A 16331-nucleotide genomic window follows, 5' to 3' on the forward strand; every position below is an offset into this window, starting at 1 on the left:
CTCCCCTACCGAGAACCCTGATGAACACACCCCCGACCGCACCGCCGGCGACGAACGGCACCACCCGACGACCGACGGAAGGAGAACTGGAACACCAGCGGGCGGCGATCGCCGCACTCGGCCACGAACTACGGGCCCTGGTGGACGCCACCGTGCGCACCTCGGCCCCGGCGGAGGCCCTGCACCGCGTGGCGGACGGCGTCCGCCGGATCACCGGGCAGCTGACCGGGCGGCGGCGCGAGCGAGCGGAGATCCCGGCCGTGGACGAGTTCCCCGGGGGGACGCGGATGTACAGCCCCGTCACCGGCGCCGGCAGCCCTCTCGCCCCGCCCATGCGGGTGACGCCGGCCGACGGCGGCCTCATCGGACGGTGCACCCTCGGTTTCGCCCACGAGGGGCCGCCCGGCTATGTGCACGGCGGTATGAGCGCCATGTTGCTGGACGAGTTGATGGGCCGGGCCTGCGCCGCGGCCGGCATGCCCGGCATGACGGTCTCCCTGCAGGTGCGCTACCACCGGCCCGTCCCGCTGGAGACTCCCCTGAGGGTCCACGCCCGCGTCACGGGCACCGAGGGCCGCAAGATCTTCGTGGACGGCTCGATCAGCACCGAGGGGGAACCGTCCACCACCGTGGTGACCGCGGACGGCGTCTTCGTCACACCCGACCCCGACCGCACGCGTGCCTTGTTCCCGAGCCTGCGCGGAACAGTGTGAGGGCCCAGGGGCCGCGGAGCGTGCGGTAGGCAAGTCGGACGCTCCTCGCCCGAGGAAACGGTGAGGCGAGTGTGCGTGCCAGGCGTCGCGCGCCCGGCCGGGGATATGACACAGGCTCTGACGCGCCCGCGGCGCACTTCCGCGGTTTCAGCGCGACGGGCGGCAGTACGGCACCTCGGTGAGCGGTTCGCAGGCCTCAGCGGTGGTGCTGGGGCAGTGGGCTCAGGAACAGAAGTCGGCGATGGTGCCGGTGAGGATGTCGGTGAGGCGGTTCAGCGAGTCGAGGTCGACGTACTCGGTGGCCGCGTGGGCACCGGCGCCGTCGACGCCGAAGAGCAGGCAGGGGATGCCCGCGCGGTCCAGGAGGGCGCAGTCGGTCCAGTAGGGCTCGGCGCGTACCGCGGGCGGGCGGCCGAGTGCCCGCTCGGCGTGGTGGGTGAGGGTGCGCACGATGAGTGCGTCGGGGTCGGCCTGGAAGGGCTCGCGGTGCAGGCCGCGGGTCAGCCGGTAGCGGAAGTCGGGGACCGCGGTGGTGAAGTGGTCGAGTACGGCGGTCAGTTCGCGCTCGACGCTGTCGGCGCTCTCGCCCGGGACGGTGCGGCGCTCCAGGGTGATGCGACAGTGCGCCGGGTAGGTGGAGGGCTCCTCGCCTCCGTGGATGACGGAGGCGTGCACGGTGCCGGTGCCCAGCAGGGGGTGTGCCGGGCCCCGCGCGAGGCGCTGTCCCAGTTCCTCCAGCGCGACCAGGAAGTACCCGGCCTTGGCGATGGCGTCGACACCGAGCTCGGGCCGCGAACCATGGGCCGCGCGGCCTTCGATCTCGACATCGAACCAGGCGAACCCCTTGTGGGCGAGGGTGACTTCGAGGTGGCTCGGCTCGGTGACGATCGCCGCGTCGGCGGTGAAGGACTCCAGTACCTCCTCGGTGCCCGAGCTGCCGTGCTCCTCGTCGGCGACGCAGGCGAGGATGACGTCGCCGCGCAGGGGGCCGTGGGCGGTGGCACGGGCGGCGGCGACCATCATGGCCGCGATACCGCCCTTCATGTCGAAGGTGCCGCGGCCGTACATCCTGCCGTCGCGGACCCGCGGGTCGAGCGGGTCGCCGTCGTAGTCGGCGAGGCCGACCGTGTCGAGATGGCCGCCCAGCATGAGGGAGCGGCCGCCGCCGGTACCGCGGGCGGTCGCGACGAGTGAGGGCCGGCCGGGGCGCCCTTCCAGGCGGTGGACCTCGAAGCCGCGGGCAGCCAGCCATTCGCCGCAGAAGTCGGCGATGGTGGTCTCGCCGGCCCCACCGCGTACGAGGTCCGGATTGACGGAGTCGATGGAGACCAGCCGGGCCAGCAGGCGGCTCGGGTCCGGGTCGAGGGGCTCGGGAGTCGCTGGAATCGAGGGGTTCTCGGGGAGCATGAGGGCCTTCCGGATTGCTGATGCCGCCCCGGGAGCCGGGGCGGGACGGCGAACGCGTCTGCTGCCGGCGCCGCTGAGAGCCGTGATCAGTCCTGGCCGGCCAGGCGCAGGAGGGTCGTGGCCAGGACGTCGACGCCATGGGCGCAGGCTTCGGGGGTGGAGTACTCGCGGGGGTTGTGGCTGATGCCGTCGTACTCGCCGCGTACGAAGATCATGGCGGTGGGGCAGAGCGCGGCGATCTCCTGCGCGTCGTGGCCGGCGCCGGAGAGCAGGGAGATGTGGTCCAGGCCGTGGTCGTCGGCGGCCTGTGCGATCACCTTCCGCACTCCCTCGTCGAAGGGGACGTAGGCGGTCCTGGCCATCCGCCGGGTGGTCAGCGACAGGCCCGGCCCGCTGTTCTCGAGGTCGCGCAGGAACGCGGCGAGGGCTTCTTCGGCGCGGGCCATCGAGGCGTCGTCGGGGTTGCGCAGGTCGACCGTCAGCTCGGCGCGGGCGGGGACGATGTTGGTCAGGTCCGGGTGGACGACCAGGTGGCCGACGGTGGCGCGCAGGTCCCCGTACTCGCCGGAGTCGACCAGGGCCCGCAGGTGGACGATGATCTGCGCGGCCGCGAGTCCGGCGTCGGCGCGCAGACGGGTGGGGGTGGTGCCGGCGTGGGCGGCGCGGCCGTGGATGGTGATCTCCTGCCAGGAGATGCCCTGGACGCCGGTGACGACGCCGATCTCGACGTCGTTCTCGGCGAGGACGGGGCCCTGTTCGATGTGGCATTCGACGTAGGCGTGCGGCGGGGCGAGACATACGTCGGTGGGGCCGTCGAAGCCGGTGCGCGTGAGTTCGCCGCCGAGGGTGAGGCCGTCGCGGTCGGTCAGGGCGTGGGCGTACTCCAGGGTGAGGCGGCCGGCGGCTACGGCACTGCCGAGCATGTCGGTGCCGAAGCGGACGCCCTCCTCCTCGGTGAAGACGCCGACCTCGATCGGGCGGCGGGTGGTGATGCCGCGTTCGTCGAGGGTGCGGACGGCTTCGATACCGCCCAGGACGCCGAGGCAGCCGTCGAAGGCGCCCGCGGTGGCGACACTGTCGATGTGCGAACCGGTCAGGACCGGGGCCGCGGTGGGGTCGGTGCCCTCACGGCGGCCGTAGATGTTGCCCATCCGGTCGATGCGGACGGTCAGACCGGCCTGTTCCATCCACATGATCACCTGGCGGCGGCCGACCGCGTCGGCGTCGGTCAGGGCAAGGCGGTCGACACCGCGCAGGCCGGTGCGCTCGTCGTCGTAGGCGCCGATCTCGGCGAGGTCCATCAGGGACTGCCAGAGGCGGTCGCCGTTGACGGTGATCGTGTCGGGGGTGGGCGTCATGGACTGTCTCCTGGAGGTCATCCGAAACGGTCGGGTGGGTGGCGTGTGCGGGTCAGCCGGCTCCGGTCGCGACCGAACCGGGCCGGCCGCCACGCGCTCGCGGCAGTGGTGCATGTGCTGTGCCCGCGGCCTGTCCCGGGACCGGCCATGAGGGCGCTGCGTGACACCACCGCTGTGTCCTGGCCGGGCAGGGTCAGGTGGGAGCAGGCCGGGGCCGGCGAGCGCGGCTGCGAAGTGGGGCGGCGCGCTGACGCCCCCCTCGTGGTCCGGCCGGTCCAGTGCGGAGTGATGAAGGCGCGGTGGTTCGACGCGGGGTTTTCGGGTGTCGCGTGTTCAGTGATCGGCGGTGGCGTGCGGGTTGGCGGCCGGGCCCTCGGTGCTCAGCAGTACGACCACCGAGGTCGCGTCGAGCCCCAGTGCCGTACGGCACTCGTCGGTGCCCCTGCCGGTGAGCGTCGCGCGGAGACCGGCGAGCGCGGCGGCCCCGCAGGGACCCGAGGAAATCCCGAGGGCCGCGAGGCGGGCGGCCGCGCGGGCGCTGTCGCCGTCGGGGACGGCGACAGCGGCATCCAGCCCCCTGCGCAGGTAGGGCCAGGCGATGCTCGAGGGGGTGCCGCAGTTCAGCCCGGCCATGGTGGTGTCGCCGGTGGTGACGCTGACGGGTTCACCGACGGTGAGGCTTTCCAGGACGCAGGCCGCGGTCTCCGGCTCCACCGACAGCAGCGCGGGAGCCCGTCCGGTGGGACGGCTGCGGTAGTGGGTGACGACGGCCTGGGCCAGTGAACCCACTCCCACCGGTATGGAGACGAGATCAGGTCCCTCGGCCACCCCCTGTGCCGCCAGTTGCTCGTCGATCTCGGCGCAGAGGGTGGAGTAGCCCTCGACGATCCACCCCGGGATCTGTTCGTAGCCCGGCCAGGCGGTGTCCTGGACCAGGACGGCGTCCGGGACGGCAGCCGCCTCGGACGCCAGGCGCACGGCCTCGTCGTACGGCCCCGCGACCTCGGTGACCTTCGCCCGCTCGGCGGCGATGGCCGCTACGGCCCGCGGGTGCACGCCCTGCGGGACGAGGACGTGGGCGCGCTGCCCCAGCAGGCGTGCCATGCGGGCCACCGCCCGGCCGTGGTTGCCGTCGGTGGCCGTCACCAGGGTGACCGGGCCCGGCTGCCGGCCGTTCGCGGCCCGCTCGGCGAGGGTGCGGTGGACCGCCCAGGACGCGCCCAGGGCCTTGAACGCGGGCAGCCCCAGACGGCACGACTCGTCCTTGACGAAGACCCGGCCGACCCTCAACTCCTCTGCCAAGGGCGGAGTTTCGGTCAGTGAGGTGGGTGAGTAGCCGGGCAGTGCGGCGTGAAAGCCCCGTACGTCGGAGGGTGCGGGTGCACATCGCCAGGTACGGGAGCCGGGCGGCGCACACCACGGCGGCGTACGGGGAGAGGAAGCGTTCTCAGACACACGATCAGGGTCCGACGGCTCCCTGCGATCGGTCCAGCGAATGTTTTCGACCTATACTCATCGAACAATCCGATGAATGAGCCTTGTCGCTCCGCAAGGGCGAGGAGGGCGGGCTGGCGATGTTCGACCTGCACCGGCTGCGTCTGCTGCGCGAACTCAAGCATCGCGGCACCCTGGCGGCTGTCGCCGCCGCCCTGTCCTATGCCCCCTCCTCCGTCTCACAGCAGCTCTCCCAGCTGGAAGCCGAAGTCGGCGTACCGCTGCTGGAACCGGTCGGACGGCGGGTGCGGCTGACCGAGCAGGCCGAGATCCTCGTCGCCCACACCGAAGCGGTCCTCGAACGCCTCGAGCGCGCGGAGGCGGACATCGCCGCCTCCCTGACCGACCTGACCGGCACACTGCGCATCGCCTCGTTCCAGACCGCCGCCCTGTCCCTGGTCCCGACCGCGCTCAGCCTGCTACGTGACCTGCACCCGCACCTGCGCGTCCACGTCACACACAGGGAACCGGAAAAGGCCCTGCCCGCCCTGCAGGCCCGCGACTTCGACCTGGTCCTCGCCGAGGAATACCCCGGCAACCCCAACCCTCGCCCCGCCGAACTCGAACAAGAGGACCTGCTCGACGACCCCCTCCACCTCGCGCTGCCACAACCGGCCGAGGACACGGACACCGGCGGCCCCACGGCGGCACTGCGCTCACTCGCCGACCACCCCTGGGTGATGGAACCCGAGGGAACCACCGCCCGGCACTGGGCCATGACCCTGTGCCGCAACGCCGGCTTCGAACCCGACGTGCGGTTCGAGACCACCGACCTCCTGCTCCACCTCCGCCTGGTCGAGCAGAAGCACGCCGCGGCTTTCCTCCCCGACCTCGTCTGGAACGGACAGCCCCCGACCGTCACCTTGCGGCAGCTTCCCCGCGGTCAGCGCACGCGCCGCCTCTTCACCGTCGTACGCCGCGGACGCAGCCAGCACCCGGCCATCCTGGCGTGCCGGGCCGCCCTCCACCGAGCGATCATCCTGCGTTCCCTCCGGACGTCGGCAGAGCACGGGGATTGACGGCATCGCCTGCGGAGGGCCGACCCCCTGCTCGAGCGAAGCCGAGAGCTCGGCGGAGTCGGCGAGTGACAACAACGCCGCGGGGGCCCCTGCTCGAAGAGCCTGGGGGAGCGCGTGCCGGACCCCGCGACGCCGGGATGATCCAAACGACGGGGCCTAGCCGACCTCCACCCCCAGCAGTTCCCGGAACGCCTCGCCCCCTTCCGGGGTCACCTTCACCGCGCGCCCGGAGCCGACCCGCCGTACCCACTGTCTCTCCAGCGCTGTGGCGCACAGGGCCGCTCCCAGCGCCCCGGCCAGGTGGGGCCGGCGCTCCGTCCAGTCCAGGCAGCTGCGTACCAAGGGGCGTCGGGTGCCCGCGGGATGCTGGTAGCCCAGGGCCTCGGTCAGCCAGGCTCGGCCGGCTGGAGTGACGGCGAGTCCGCAGTCGTCGGCGACCAGGCCGCGGGTGATCACCGCGTCGGCCAGGGCCACGCCCAGCCGCCCTGCCAGATGGTCGTAGCAGGTGCGGGCCCTGGCCTCGGCGCCGAGCCGCACCGATTGGCGCAGGTTCCGCGGGCGGGGGACGCCCGGGGCGTACGAGGCGAGGGCTTCGATCAGTGCGGCTGCCTCCGGGCCGGCCAGCCGGACATACCGGTGCCGGCCCTGGCGCTCCTCCGCCAACAGCCCGCCCTTGACCAGGCGGGAGAGCTGCTCGCTGGCCGTGGACGGCCGGACGTCGGCATGCCGGGCGAGCTCGCCCGCGGTCCAGGCGCGGCCGTCGAGCAGGGCCTGGCAGAAGGCCGCCCGGGTGGGGTCGGCGAGCAGACCGGCGGTCTCGGCGAGCGGGGACATGCGGCCATGATGCCGCAGGCACGGTTCGGGCTGGGCCGAACCGTTCCGGCCCTACCGTCGGGGCCATGACGCACAAGGTGCATGAGTTCGACCGCTACGCGGACGTGCGGGCGGCGCTCGCCGATCCGGCGCTCGTCCCGGAGCTGCCTGCCGCGGATGACGGTCCGCCCGGGGCGAGTGTCTCCTGGCTGCGTGCCACGGTGGCCCGGTTCTGCTCCGGGGAGCCGCACCACCGGCGACGGGCTCTGGTCGAAGCCGAACTCGCCCGGCTGGAACCTGCCTCGCTACGGCAGGCGGTGGCCGCGGGACCGGAGGCAGACGTCCGGACGCGGGTGGTGCGTACCCTCGCCGAAGCCCTGGGGATGCCTCAGCCCGGGGCGGTGGCGCAGGCAGTGATCGTGGTGGCCGGAGCCTACTTCGGAGGCGGTGACGCGGCGGCGGACGAGGCGGTGGCCCGGTTGGTGGCGCGACTGGCGCCGGACCCGGCCGATGAAGCCGCTCTGGAGGCCGCCGCCAACCGCATCGGGTTGCTCGTCCAGGCATGCGACGCGACGACCGCGCTGGTCGAGGCCGCGGCCGACAGCGGCGACGTACCGCTGGCCCGGGTGCTCCGGGAGGTTCCCCCGGTACGGACCATGCGTCGTATCGCGGCCCGGGCCACCCACGTCTCGGGCCGGGAGATCGCCGAGGCCGACGTGGTGCTCCTCGGTCTTGCGACCGCCAACCGCACGCACCCCGTGCCCCTCGCCTTCGGCGCCCCACCCCGCGTCTGCCCCGGCCGTCGCCACGCCCTCGCCCTGGCCGACGGCCTGCTCCGGCGCCCGCTGCCTCCCTTCGCCCGCCTGCACCACCAGGCCACCCCGCTGCTGCTGCCCAACGCCTGGGACTACGCCTCCGCCGCCGCCCTGGCGGCACAGGGCTTCCAGGCCATCGGCACCACCAGCCTGGGCGTGGCCGCTGCCCTCGGCCTGCCGGACGGAGCCGCCGCCACCGTCGACGCGACCGTGGCGCTCGCCCGTCGGCTCGGACAGGGCTCCTTCCTGTTCACGGTCGACGCCGAAGGCGGCTTCAGCGATGACGTGGAGGAAGTCGCCGAGCTGGCACGCAAGCTGTACGACGCGGGCGCGGCGGGTATCAACCTCGAAGACGGCCGCCCCGACGGCACGCTCGCCCCCGTGGAGTCGCACGCTGCGAAGATCTCCGCCGTCAAGGCCGCCGTACCCGCGCTGTTCGTGAACGCGCGCACCGACACCCACTGGCTGGACCTCCGGCAGGAAGAGACCTCGACACGCCTCGCGATCTACGAACAGGCCGGTGCGGACGGGGTGTTCGTGCCCGGGCTGTCGGACCCGGACGGGATCGCCGCACTGACGGAAACCCTCGTCACACCGCTGAACATCCTGTACTCACCGACCGGTCCCACCCTCTCCCGACTGGCCGCGCTGGGCGTGCGCAGGGTCAGCCTCGGCTCGTTGCCCTACCGCAGGGCCCTGGCCGCGGCCGTGGCCACCGCGACTGCCGTCCGGGACGGACAGCCCACGGACCTGAGTGCTCCGTCCTACGCCGAGGTACAGCGGCTGGGGCTGCCTGCCGGGACACCTCGGAGATCCGCCCAACTACGTGGGCACGTACGCGTTCTCCCGGATGGCAGGGAGATGCGCGGCTGTGAGAATCGTCCATGAGCTGTGCGTCGGAGCGGGCCGGACGCACTCCGGCGTTGTCCCCCTCGGGTTGGAGCTGGTTCGGCCGGCCGACGCGTCACCGGCGACGAGCAGCACCCGAGTGGTACAGGGAAGGCAACGCGTGAACCGTCAGCAAGTGGAATTCCATGCCTCGTGCGGGCACCTGATCTCGGCTCCGGCCGACCGTGCCGGGCAGGACGTCCGTTGCCCCCACTGCCACCAGGTGGTCCGGGCCCCGTCGGCCGATGTTCCGTACGCTTCGCCCGTGCTCGTTCCCGCTCCGGCCGTTTCGGCGGAGCCGACGGCCCTGACCGCCCTCTACGTGACCGCGCTCGTGGCGGGTGTGCTGGGCGCCGCCTGTGTCTACCTGGTCATGTTCAACGAGCTCTCCGAGTCCGAGCTGATCACGATCACCCCGCTGTGGTTCTTCCCGATCGTCTTCGGCCTGTACGGCTTCGTCTCCCAGCGGCTGCTGCGCCGTATCGCCGCGGGGCGCGCGGGAAGCCTCGGCGAGGCCGCCCGCATGTCGATCGACGTGGCCGGTTTCTGGGCGGTCCCGGTGCTCTTCCCGTTCCTGGTGCTGAGGTGGCGCAGCTCCCTGCTCGTGTCGCTGGCGGCGGCGGGTTTCTGGGCCGTACTGCTGTGGCTCTTCTTCGCAGTGCTCTTCCCGACCCTCTGAGCGCGGCCCCGGCGCCACGGCCGGCCGGTCTGCCCTCCCAAGGGCCCAGTAGCGTCGGCGCCATGCGCTACTTCCACGTCGACGTCTTCAGCTCCCGCCCCTACAGCGGCAACAGCCTCGCCGTGTTCCCCGACGCCACCGGGCTCGACGGCGCCCAGATGGAGCGGATCACCAAAGAGCTGCGGCACTTCGAGTCGATCTTCCTGAACCAGGAGACCGATCAGGACGCCGTCTGGAAGGCCCGCGTCTTCGACCTCTTCGAGGAACTCGACTTCGCCGGGCATCCCGTCATCGGGGCGGCCTGCGTGCTGCACGCCCTGCACGGCACCGGAGACAGCGGGACATGGACGCTCCGGCTGAAGGCCCGCACCGTGGAGGTCACCACGCTGCGTCACGGCCCCGGGCGGTACGCGAGCATCCTGGACCAGGGACCGGCCTCGTTCCTCGGCCGCCCGGAGCCGAGGGACGCGCCGGACATCGCGTCGTGGTTCTCCCTGGACGCGGACGACCTGGATCCGGAACTGCCCTGCGAGGTCCTCTCGACCGGCCTGCGCTACCTGGTCGTCCCCGTACGTGAGGGCGCCCTCGAACGTGCTCGTATCACCACGGACATCTCCGCCCGGCTGGACGGCCTCGGCGCCCGGTTCGCCTACCTTCTGGACGCCACCACCCTGGAGGCACGGCACTGGAACAACGACGGCCTCACCGAGGACGTGGCCACCGGCAGCGGCGCCGGATGCGCCGCCGCCCACCTGCGCCGCCACGGCAGGATCGACGACGGCGAGCTCGTGGTCCTGCGGCAGGGCCGCTTCACCGGACGCCCCAGCGAGATGACGATCAGTGCTCACGGCAGCGGGCAGGACATCCGCTCCGTACGGGTGGGCGGCGACGTCTCCTTCGTCGGCGAGGGACACCTCCAGGAGCTGCCCCGATGACGGCTTCGGCCCTGCGGCCTGCTCCACGGTGACGTCCCGCGACCGGGGGCGCCTCAACCCCAGTGTGCCGGGGGGTGCGTGGTGCGAGGGCGCCGGTCGAGGGCGACGCGCGTCATGATGCCTGCCAGCGCCGAACGGGACGACACGGAGGTCTTCCGGTAGATGGCCGACAGGTGGGTCTCGACCGTGCGGTGACTGATGTACAGCTTCGCCGCGATGGCCTGGTTGCTGAGTCCTTCGGCGACGAGTTCGGCGATCTCCCGTTCGCGTGTGGTCAGTTCGTCGAGTTCCGTGGGTTCACGCAAGGCTTCCTCTGCCCGGGGGCGCACCATCGAGGCCAGGTCGGACAGCAGGCGCGCACCGCCGTCGTCGGCGAGCCGGCGGGCCCGCTCCCACATCCTGAGCGCGCGCGGGCCGTCGCCTGCTGCCTGCGCCTGGACAGTCGCCAGCAGCAGGCAGTACGCCTCCCAGAGCGTGGCGCCGGAGGGTGCGTACGCCTGCGCGGCACGCTCGAAGAGGTCTGCGGCTGCGCGGGCGTCACCGTGGTGCTGGGCGAGCGCCGCCTCAGCGCGCAGTGCCGCCCCGCGCTGGCCCTGAAGCCCCATCCGGTCGGCTTCCTCGACTGCTCGTGCGGCCCAGCGCGCGGCCTGCTCGGTGTCGTTGACCGCGATGGCGGTGCTGACGAGGGTGTCCAGCTGCCCGGGGCGTATGGAGGGCTGCAGCCCCAGCAGTTCGGGGCCGCCGGCTTTCAGGATGGCGTCCCGCGCACGGTGCGGGTCGCCGCTCACGAGCGCAGTGTGACCGAGTACGCATCTGGCCAACGACGCCCACCAGTGGCTGCTTCCGCCTGCCGCGGCCACGGCTTCCTCGGCGGTCGTCAGGGCACTCGTGTCGCCCAGGGGGCGGCTCAGGAGAAGGACCAGCGACTTGAAGCACAGAGTGAAGGCCAGGAGATCGCTGCTGCCGATGGCTCGTGCGACGGACTCCGCCTCCTCGGCCGACTCCAGGGCGGACGGCAGCCGACAGGTGTTGAAGTGCACGAAGGCCTTGCTGCTCAACAGGTGGGGCAGGACATGGACCTGACCGCTGCGGCGGGCGACGTCCAGCCCCCGGTCGGCGTGGCGTTCGGCGTCGGCATAGCGTTCGAGCAGGGCTTCCGCCCAGGCCAGCCACACCAGCGCCTCGCACAGGTCCGTGAGGTCGGGGTCGGTCAGACCGTCCGCGAGCCCGGCGGCGGCATCGGCGAACCGGCAGGCCTGAGCCGTCTCCCCTTCGTAGGCCTCCCCCAGCGCCGCCAGCGCCAGGGCACCCGTCTCTCCCATGGGGTCACCGTGTGAGCGGGCCACCGCGAGGGTCCGCTCGATGTCGTCGCGGACGTCGGGGTAGGAAACGGTGTTCAGGGCGGCCATGCCCAGCGCGAGCCCGAGGGAGACCGTCTGGCGGGGATCGGGGCCGGGACTGCGGGACAGTTCCCGCCGCAGCAGAGCGGTCGCTTCCGGGGAGTGTCCGAGATGCCGTTCCATCATGGCGCACAGCGCTGTCGCATCCCTGCGCAGTGACGCGTCGTCCGGCCCGGACCCGCTGATCAGCGTGTGGAGCAGATCACGGCTCTCCCGCAGACTGCCCCCCACACCGAGTGCCCTCGCGCGCGCCAGCGTCAACTCACCGCGCTGCCCTGCGTACGCGGGTGTGTCCGGCATGAGCCGCAGGACGACGTCCAGCAGATGAGCAGCCGTCGCGGGCGCCGTGTGGGTGAACTGGGCGGCAGCCTCCCTCAGTACGGCCGCCGACACGGGATCCCAGCCGACCAGCGACTTCTCGACATGGTGGGCGCGCTCGGCGGCGGAGGCGCCTGCCCGGGCCAGTTCGTCCGCCGCACCGCGGTGGATCTCCGCTCGGCGTGGTGCGGCGGTGTTCTCGTAGACCAGTGCCCGCAGGAGTGGGTGGCGCAGTGACCAGCGGCTGTCGGATCCCCTCCGCAGCACGTCGCGCCGCGCCAGTGCGCCGACGCAGTCGTCGAGTTCCTCCACTGTGGTGTGTCCGGTCGTCAGGCTCAGCATCGCGGGCGTGGCGTGGTCACCGAGGACCGCCACCGCTTCGACGGTGCGGCGCTGTGCCGCGGTCAACGCGCTCAGTTCGTCCAGGAGCAGCGATCCCAGCCCGCTCGGCACCCCCGAAGCGGTGTCGCCGTGGGCCCGGACGTCGGTACCGCGCGACGACGCGCCGTGCCGGTAGGCGTGCAGGAGGCAGAGGAAGTAAAGCGGGTTGCCCTCGCTGGATCGATGGATCTCCTTCGCGTCGCGCGGGGGCAGGTCGGAGGCCAGCACCTCGATCGACTCCAGCTCGGGCAGTGGTCGCAGCGCCATGCGCAGCACCGCTCCGCTGTCCACACCGCGTGTCAGAGCCGCGGCAAGGGAGTGCGGCGTCTGCCGTTCCCGACGGGCCACCACTACGAGCACCCGGCCGCGCACCGGGTGCCGGACCACAAGGTCCAACAGCTCCAGGGACGCGGGATCCGCCCAGTGCAGGTCGTCCAGCACCATCACCAACCCGCTGCGCTCCCCGAGCCTGGTCAGCACGTCCGCGACGGCACGATAGAGGCCGAATCGATCACGGTGGCCCGCGGCCGACGCCGAGCCCCGCACACCGCCCGCGCCGCGCAGCACCGGTGCCGCCGCCTCGGGCACGGCATCCGAGTCGAGAAGGGCACGATCGACGTCGGCGAACGCGTCCGTGAACGTCTGGAACGGGGTGTGCCGCTCGTACTCCGTGGCTCTGCCGCGCAGCACCGTCAGCCCGCCCTGCCGCGCCCGGGCACAGAACTCGCTCAGCAGCCGGCTCTTGCCCATGCCGGCGTCTCCGGCGATGTCGACCACAGCGGGAGCGCCGTCCTGCCCCAGGCTGCCGATCACCGAGTCGAGCCGCCCGAGTTCCTCGGCTCTGCCGACCAGCATCGTCGCCGTCTCGTCCAACGCTGCCACCAGCGCGTCTCCGTTCCCCACCGAGTCGTGATCATTCCCGAGTGGCCGCCCCTCCGCGACCTTGCGCGCACAACCAACCGCCATCTCACAGAACCGTCAGTACGTGGACTCGGTTCACTCACGTGCTGGTTCCTGGCGGAGGCATCGGCCGAGTTCTTCGGTGGGCTTGAACAGTACGGCTCCGGCTGCTGAGGCCACGTCTGGGAGACCGTGTCCGGGCCGCCCCGCAACCGTACGAGTCCCGGCCGTCGTCCCCCTCCAGAGCCCGGGTGATCGCCGCCCGTGCTGTTCCGAGTGGAGGACAGATGACGGACACTGCCGTCGACGCGCCCCATGCAGCCGGCGGGCATCGGGCAAACGGCCGGCGTGGCCGACGGGGGCGGATGTTCGGACTACTGGGTTGTGGCGTGCTTCTCGCCGTGCCGTCCACCCTGCTCGTCGTACGGCTGACAGGGCTGGACGCGGGAACACCGCTCGCGGTGCCCGTGGTGCTCTTCCCCTACGGCACCGTGCTCAGTGTGCTCGTGCTCATCGCCATGCTCGCCGTTCCCGCTCTGCGCCCGCGCTGGGTGGCGGTGGCGGTCGTCGCACTTCTCACAGCTGCGCAAGTCACCCTGCTGGTACCACGGTTCGTGCCGCGCCAGCCGCATGCACCGGCACAGGCGGCCGAGTTGCGTGTGGCCACCCTCAACGCCCATGTGGGCAGGGCGGACCCTCGTGCGTTGGTGCGGCTGGTCAAGACCGAACGGATAGACGTACTGGCCGTGGAGGAACTGCCGTCCGACGGCATCGCCGCGCTCGCCGAGGCCGGCCTGGACCGGCTGCTGCCGTACCAGGAACTGCGTCCCGAGAACGACTCCTCGATCTACTCGCGGATCCCGCTGGCCCGTGGCGGCCCGCTGGACGCCGACACCGCGTGGCCGCAGACCACCGCGGACGTGAAGGTGGGCGGACGAACCGTACGACTGGTCGCTGTCCACACGTACTACCCGCTCGGTGACGCGAAGCGCTGGACCCGGGACATGACCGCGCTCGCCTCCGTCGCGCGCAACAGCGGCCCGGACACTGTCTTCCTGGGGGACTTCAACGCCTCCCTCGATCACGCGCCGATGCGCGAACTGCTCGCGTCGGGCCTCACCGACACCCATGCCGAACTCGGCCGTGGATGGGGCCGGACCTGGCCCGTCGGCATGACACTCGTACCGCCCGTGATCCAGCTCGACCATGTCCTGCACGGCTCCGGTCTGGTGGGGGTCTCCGTCACCGAACGGACCGTGCCGGGCACGGACCACCGGGCGGTCGTCGCCGTGCTGGCGCTGCTGCCTTCGGCAGAGCGTGCCGGGTGACGCGGAGTCGTCCGAAGAGGGCGCGGGTACCGACGACGCCCAGGGTTCGTAGCCCCGTCGGGCAGGCCCGTCCCGCCGCCCGTGCGGGCGGCGGGACGGGCCTGGGGTGAGGTCCACCGGACTCGGCGGACCGACGCGTGTGCCGGAAGGCCGGCGGGAGCCGGCAAGGCTGCCGAGACAAGTTGGCGGGCTGGGAAGCCATGGTGGCTTCCCAGCCCTGTGGGTGAGGCCGCAATGAACAACCTCGTTGACTGGAGAGGCCGTTAAGGGGTGGAGGTCATGGATCCCATGAGCAGGACCGCGCGTCGTCGGCTGAGTCCCCGGCCCAGGCTCGCCAGCAGCCGGTTGGGGCGGCCGGAGATGGCGCTCGGCGGTGGGGTGCGGCGGTCGAGTGCCCGTAGTGCCGTCGCCACGACCTGGTGGGGCGACTGGCGTTTGGCGCCGCCGTCCGCAGCATCCGTGCCGATGACGTCGAAGAACTCGGTGCTGGTCGCGCCGGGAGACAGTGCGAGGACGCGAAGCCCGGTGCCGAGCGATTCCTGCCACAGGGCTTCGGTGAAGCTCAGCACGAATGCCTTGGCCGCTGCGTAGACGGCCATGTTCGGGACGGGAAAGTACGCGGCCATGCTCGCGACGTTGATCAGCACTCCCGTGCCGGCGGCTCGCAACGGCTCGATGAACGCCCGGCTGATGTCGACGACGTTGGCGATGTCAACGGAAATCTCCTCCTGGAGCCGCCCCGGGTCCTCGGTGTGGAACGCGCCGAAGGTGCCGAACCCCGCGTTGTTCACGACACTCGTCACCGTCAGGCCGCGCTGCGCCACCTCCGCGGCGAGGGTCTGCCCCGCGGCGGGTCGGCTCAGGTCGAGCGGAACGGCCGTGGCCTGGACGCCGTACGCCGCGGTGAGTTCGGCGGCCAGTTTCTCGAGTCGTTCCCGACGGCGGGCGACAAGGACGACATGCGAGCCGCGCTCGGCGATCTGGCGGGCGAACTCCATTCCGATGCCGGCGCTGGCACCGGTGATGAGTGTGGTCTGGCCGCGGTAGTCGACGGCGCTCATGGGCTGCTCCCGGGAGACGGCGGACGTGCTCAACAGCGGTACCGTACGCCTAATGTGTCACTCAGTGCCAACTAGGTACGGGGAGACAATGCAGTACTGGGTGCAGGTTGGCGTAGGGTACGGACCATGAACGATCGCGAGGGCCGCCCGGCAGGACTACGAGAGCGCACCCGGCGAGCAGTGCAGGCCGAGATCGTCGAGGCCGCGATGCGGCTGTTCCTCGAGCAGGGTTTCGAGGCCACCACCATGGAGCAGATCGCGAGCGAAATCGGTACCTCGCGGCGCTCGCTGTTCCGCTACTTCGGCACGAAAGAAGACATCGTGCTGGGCGACCACGCGGACCACGGCAAAGTCCTGCAGGCTGCGCTGGAAGCGCGTCCGGCACACGAGCCGCCATGGGAAGCGCTCCGGGCGGCCCTCAAGCAGCTCGTCGAGTCCCTCCCGTACTCGCCCAGGGACTTTCTCAAGATCACCAGCATGCTCCACGCATCGCCCTCCCTCCGAGCGCGCCAACATGAGAAACGGCAGCAGTGGACGGAGCTGCTCGTGCCGGACATCGCCAGACGGCTCGGCGCCGCGGCGGACCCGATGGCCGAGGTGCGGGCCCGCGCGCTCGTCGCCTGCGCCCTGTCCTGCTCCGAAGTCGCGACAGAAGTCTGGGTCCGCAGCGAGGGCACCGTTGATATGGAGCAGGCCTTCGATGAGGCGGTTGCCGCGGTACGCGGATAGGTGCCGGCGGTGCCGGCGGTGTCGCACTGGTGGCGGCGACCATTTGAGGCGTCGACGGCGCGGGCGGGCTGGCTGGCTGGCTGGCTGGCTGGC

Annotated in this window: 13 protein-coding genes; 7 read left to right on the top strand and 6 right to left on the bottom strand. The window is 71.9% G+C overall.

Annotated features, from left to right (window positions below):
- Positions 1 to 713 (top strand): PaaI family thioesterase (locus FNH04_RS07700; protein WP_322722720.1); only part of this gene is annotated, 713 nt, incomplete at its 5' end.
- A gap of 222 nt (positions 714 to 935) precedes the next feature.
- On the opposite strand, the gene FNH04_RS07705 is transcribed toward FNH04_RS07700, so the two are convergent.
- From FNH04_RS07705 to FNH04_RS07715, 3 genes are all read right to left on the bottom strand, one after another.
- A complete protein-coding gene (locus FNH04_RS07705; protein ID WP_152781673.1) occupies positions 936 to 2120 on the bottom strand; it encodes an ArgE/DapE family deacylase in 1185 nt (394 codons plus the stop codon).
- A gap of 86 nt (positions 2121 to 2206) precedes the next feature.
- Positions 2207 to 3478: a M20 family metallo-hydrolase gene (locus FNH04_RS07710; protein ID WP_152781675.1), complete on the bottom strand. Its 1272-nt coding sequence runs from the start codon at positions 3476 to 3478 to the stop codon at positions 2207 to 2209.
- 333 nt (positions 3479 to 3811) lie between these two features.
- Positions 3812 to 4933: a diaminopropionate ammonia-lyase gene (locus FNH04_RS07715; RefSeq protein ID WP_322722721.1), complete on the bottom strand. Its 1122-nt coding sequence runs from the start codon at positions 4931 to 4933 to the stop codon at positions 3812 to 3814.
- Between the two features lie 119 nt (positions 4934 to 5052).
- Here FNH04_RS07715 and FNH04_RS07720 point away from each other — a divergent pair, with 119 nt between their 5' ends.
- Positions 5053 to 5991 carry a LysR family transcriptional regulator gene (locus FNH04_RS07720; protein WP_152781709.1) on the top strand — a complete coding sequence of 313 codons (939 nt, stop codon included), beginning with the start codon at positions 5053 to 5055 and terminating at the stop codon, positions 5989 to 5991.
- 156 nt (positions 5992 to 6147) lie between these two features.
- On the opposite strand, the gene FNH04_RS07725 is transcribed toward FNH04_RS07720, so the two are convergent.
- Complete coding sequence (locus FNH04_RS07725) at positions 6148 to 6825, bottom strand: ArsR/SmtB family transcription factor (protein ID WP_152781678.1); 678 nt, start codon at positions 6823 to 6825, stop codon at positions 6148 to 6150.
- 65 nt (positions 6826 to 6890) lie between these two features.
- Here FNH04_RS07725 and FNH04_RS07730 point away from each other — a divergent pair, with 65 nt between their 5' ends.
- The 3 genes from FNH04_RS07730 (at position 6891) to FNH04_RS07740 (ending at position 10121) form a co-directional block, all read left to right on the top strand.
- Positions 6891 to 8507, top strand: coding sequence for an isocitrate lyase/phosphoenolpyruvate mutase family protein (locus tag FNH04_RS07730; RefSeq protein WP_152781680.1), 1617 nt, complete (start codon positions 6891 to 6893; stop codon positions 8505 to 8507).
- 265 nt (positions 8508 to 8772) lie between these two features.
- A complete protein-coding gene (locus FNH04_RS07735) occupies positions 8773 to 9186 on the top strand; it encodes a hypothetical protein (protein WP_228031214.1) in 414 nt (137 codons plus the stop codon).
- Between the two features lie 62 nt (positions 9187 to 9248).
- The gene (locus FNH04_RS07740; RefSeq protein ID WP_152781682.1) at positions 9249 to 10121 is read left to right on the top strand and encodes a PhzF family phenazine biosynthesis protein; all 873 of its coding nucleotides are present in this window, start codon (positions 9249 to 9251) and stop codon (positions 10119 to 10121) included.
- 53 nt (positions 10122 to 10174) lie between these two features.
- Here the strand turns inward: FNH04_RS07740 and FNH04_RS07745 are convergent, their stop codons facing one another.
- Positions 10175 to 13102, bottom strand: a complete 2928-nt coding sequence (locus FNH04_RS07745) for a helix-turn-helix transcriptional regulator (RefSeq protein WP_322722722.1) — start codon at positions 13100 to 13102, stop codon at positions 10175 to 10177.
- 407 nt (positions 13103 to 13509) lie between these two features.
- On the opposite strand from FNH04_RS07745, the gene FNH04_RS07750 reads away from it, so the two are divergent.
- On the top strand, positions 13510 to 14448 hold the full coding sequence (locus FNH04_RS07750) for an endonuclease/exonuclease/phosphatase family protein (RefSeq protein ID WP_322722723.1): 939 nt from the start codon (positions 13510 to 13512) through the stop codon (positions 14446 to 14448).
- A gap of 263 nt (positions 14449 to 14711) precedes the next feature.
- On the opposite strand, the gene FNH04_RS07755 is transcribed toward FNH04_RS07750, so the two are convergent.
- Positions 14712 to 15542: an SDR family NAD(P)-dependent oxidoreductase gene (locus FNH04_RS07755; RefSeq protein WP_322722724.1), complete on the bottom strand. Its 831-nt coding sequence runs from the start codon at positions 15540 to 15542 to the stop codon at positions 14712 to 14714.
- Positions 15543 to 15635: 93 nt separating this feature from the next.
- On the opposite strand from FNH04_RS07755, the gene FNH04_RS07760 reads away from it, so the two are divergent.
- Positions 15636 to 16238, top strand: coding sequence for a TetR/AcrR family transcriptional regulator (locus tag FNH04_RS07760; protein ID WP_152781686.1), 603 nt, complete (start codon positions 15636 to 15638; stop codon positions 16236 to 16238).
- Positions 16239 to 16331 lie beyond the last annotated feature (93 nt).

The sequence above is a fragment of the Streptomyces phyllanthi genome, from assembly GCF_009377205.1.
GTDB classification, from domain to species: Bacteria; Actinomycetota; Actinomycetes; order Streptomycetales; family Streptomycetaceae; genus Streptomyces; species Streptomyces phyllanthi.

Coding starts and splice junctions, on each gene's coding strand:
- FNH04_RS07705 (WP_152781673.1), bottom strand. CDS start 2,120: ATGCTCCCCGAGAACCCCTCGATTCCAGCGACTCCCGAGCCCCTCGAC.
- FNH04_RS07710 (WP_152781675.1), bottom strand. CDS start 3,478: ATGACGCCCACCCCCGACACGATCACCGTCAACGGCGACCGCCTCTGG.
- FNH04_RS07720 (WP_152781709.1), top strand. CDS start 5,053: ATGTTCGACCTGCACCGGCTGCGTCTGCTGCGCGAACTCAAGCATCGC.
- FNH04_RS07725 (WP_152781678.1), bottom strand. CDS start 6,825: ATGTCCCCGCTCGCCGAGACCGCCGGTCTGCTCGCCGACCCCACCCGG.
- FNH04_RS07730 (WP_152781680.1), top strand. CDS start 6,891: ATGACGCACAAGGTGCATGAGTTCGACCGCTACGCGGACGTGCGGGCG.
- FNH04_RS07740 (WP_152781682.1), top strand. CDS start 9,249: ATGCGCTACTTCCACGTCGACGTCTTCAGCTCCCGCCCCTACAGCGGC.
- FNH04_RS07760 (WP_152781686.1), top strand. CDS start 15,636: ATGAACGATCGCGAGGGCCGCCCGGCAGGACTACGAGAGCGCACCCGG.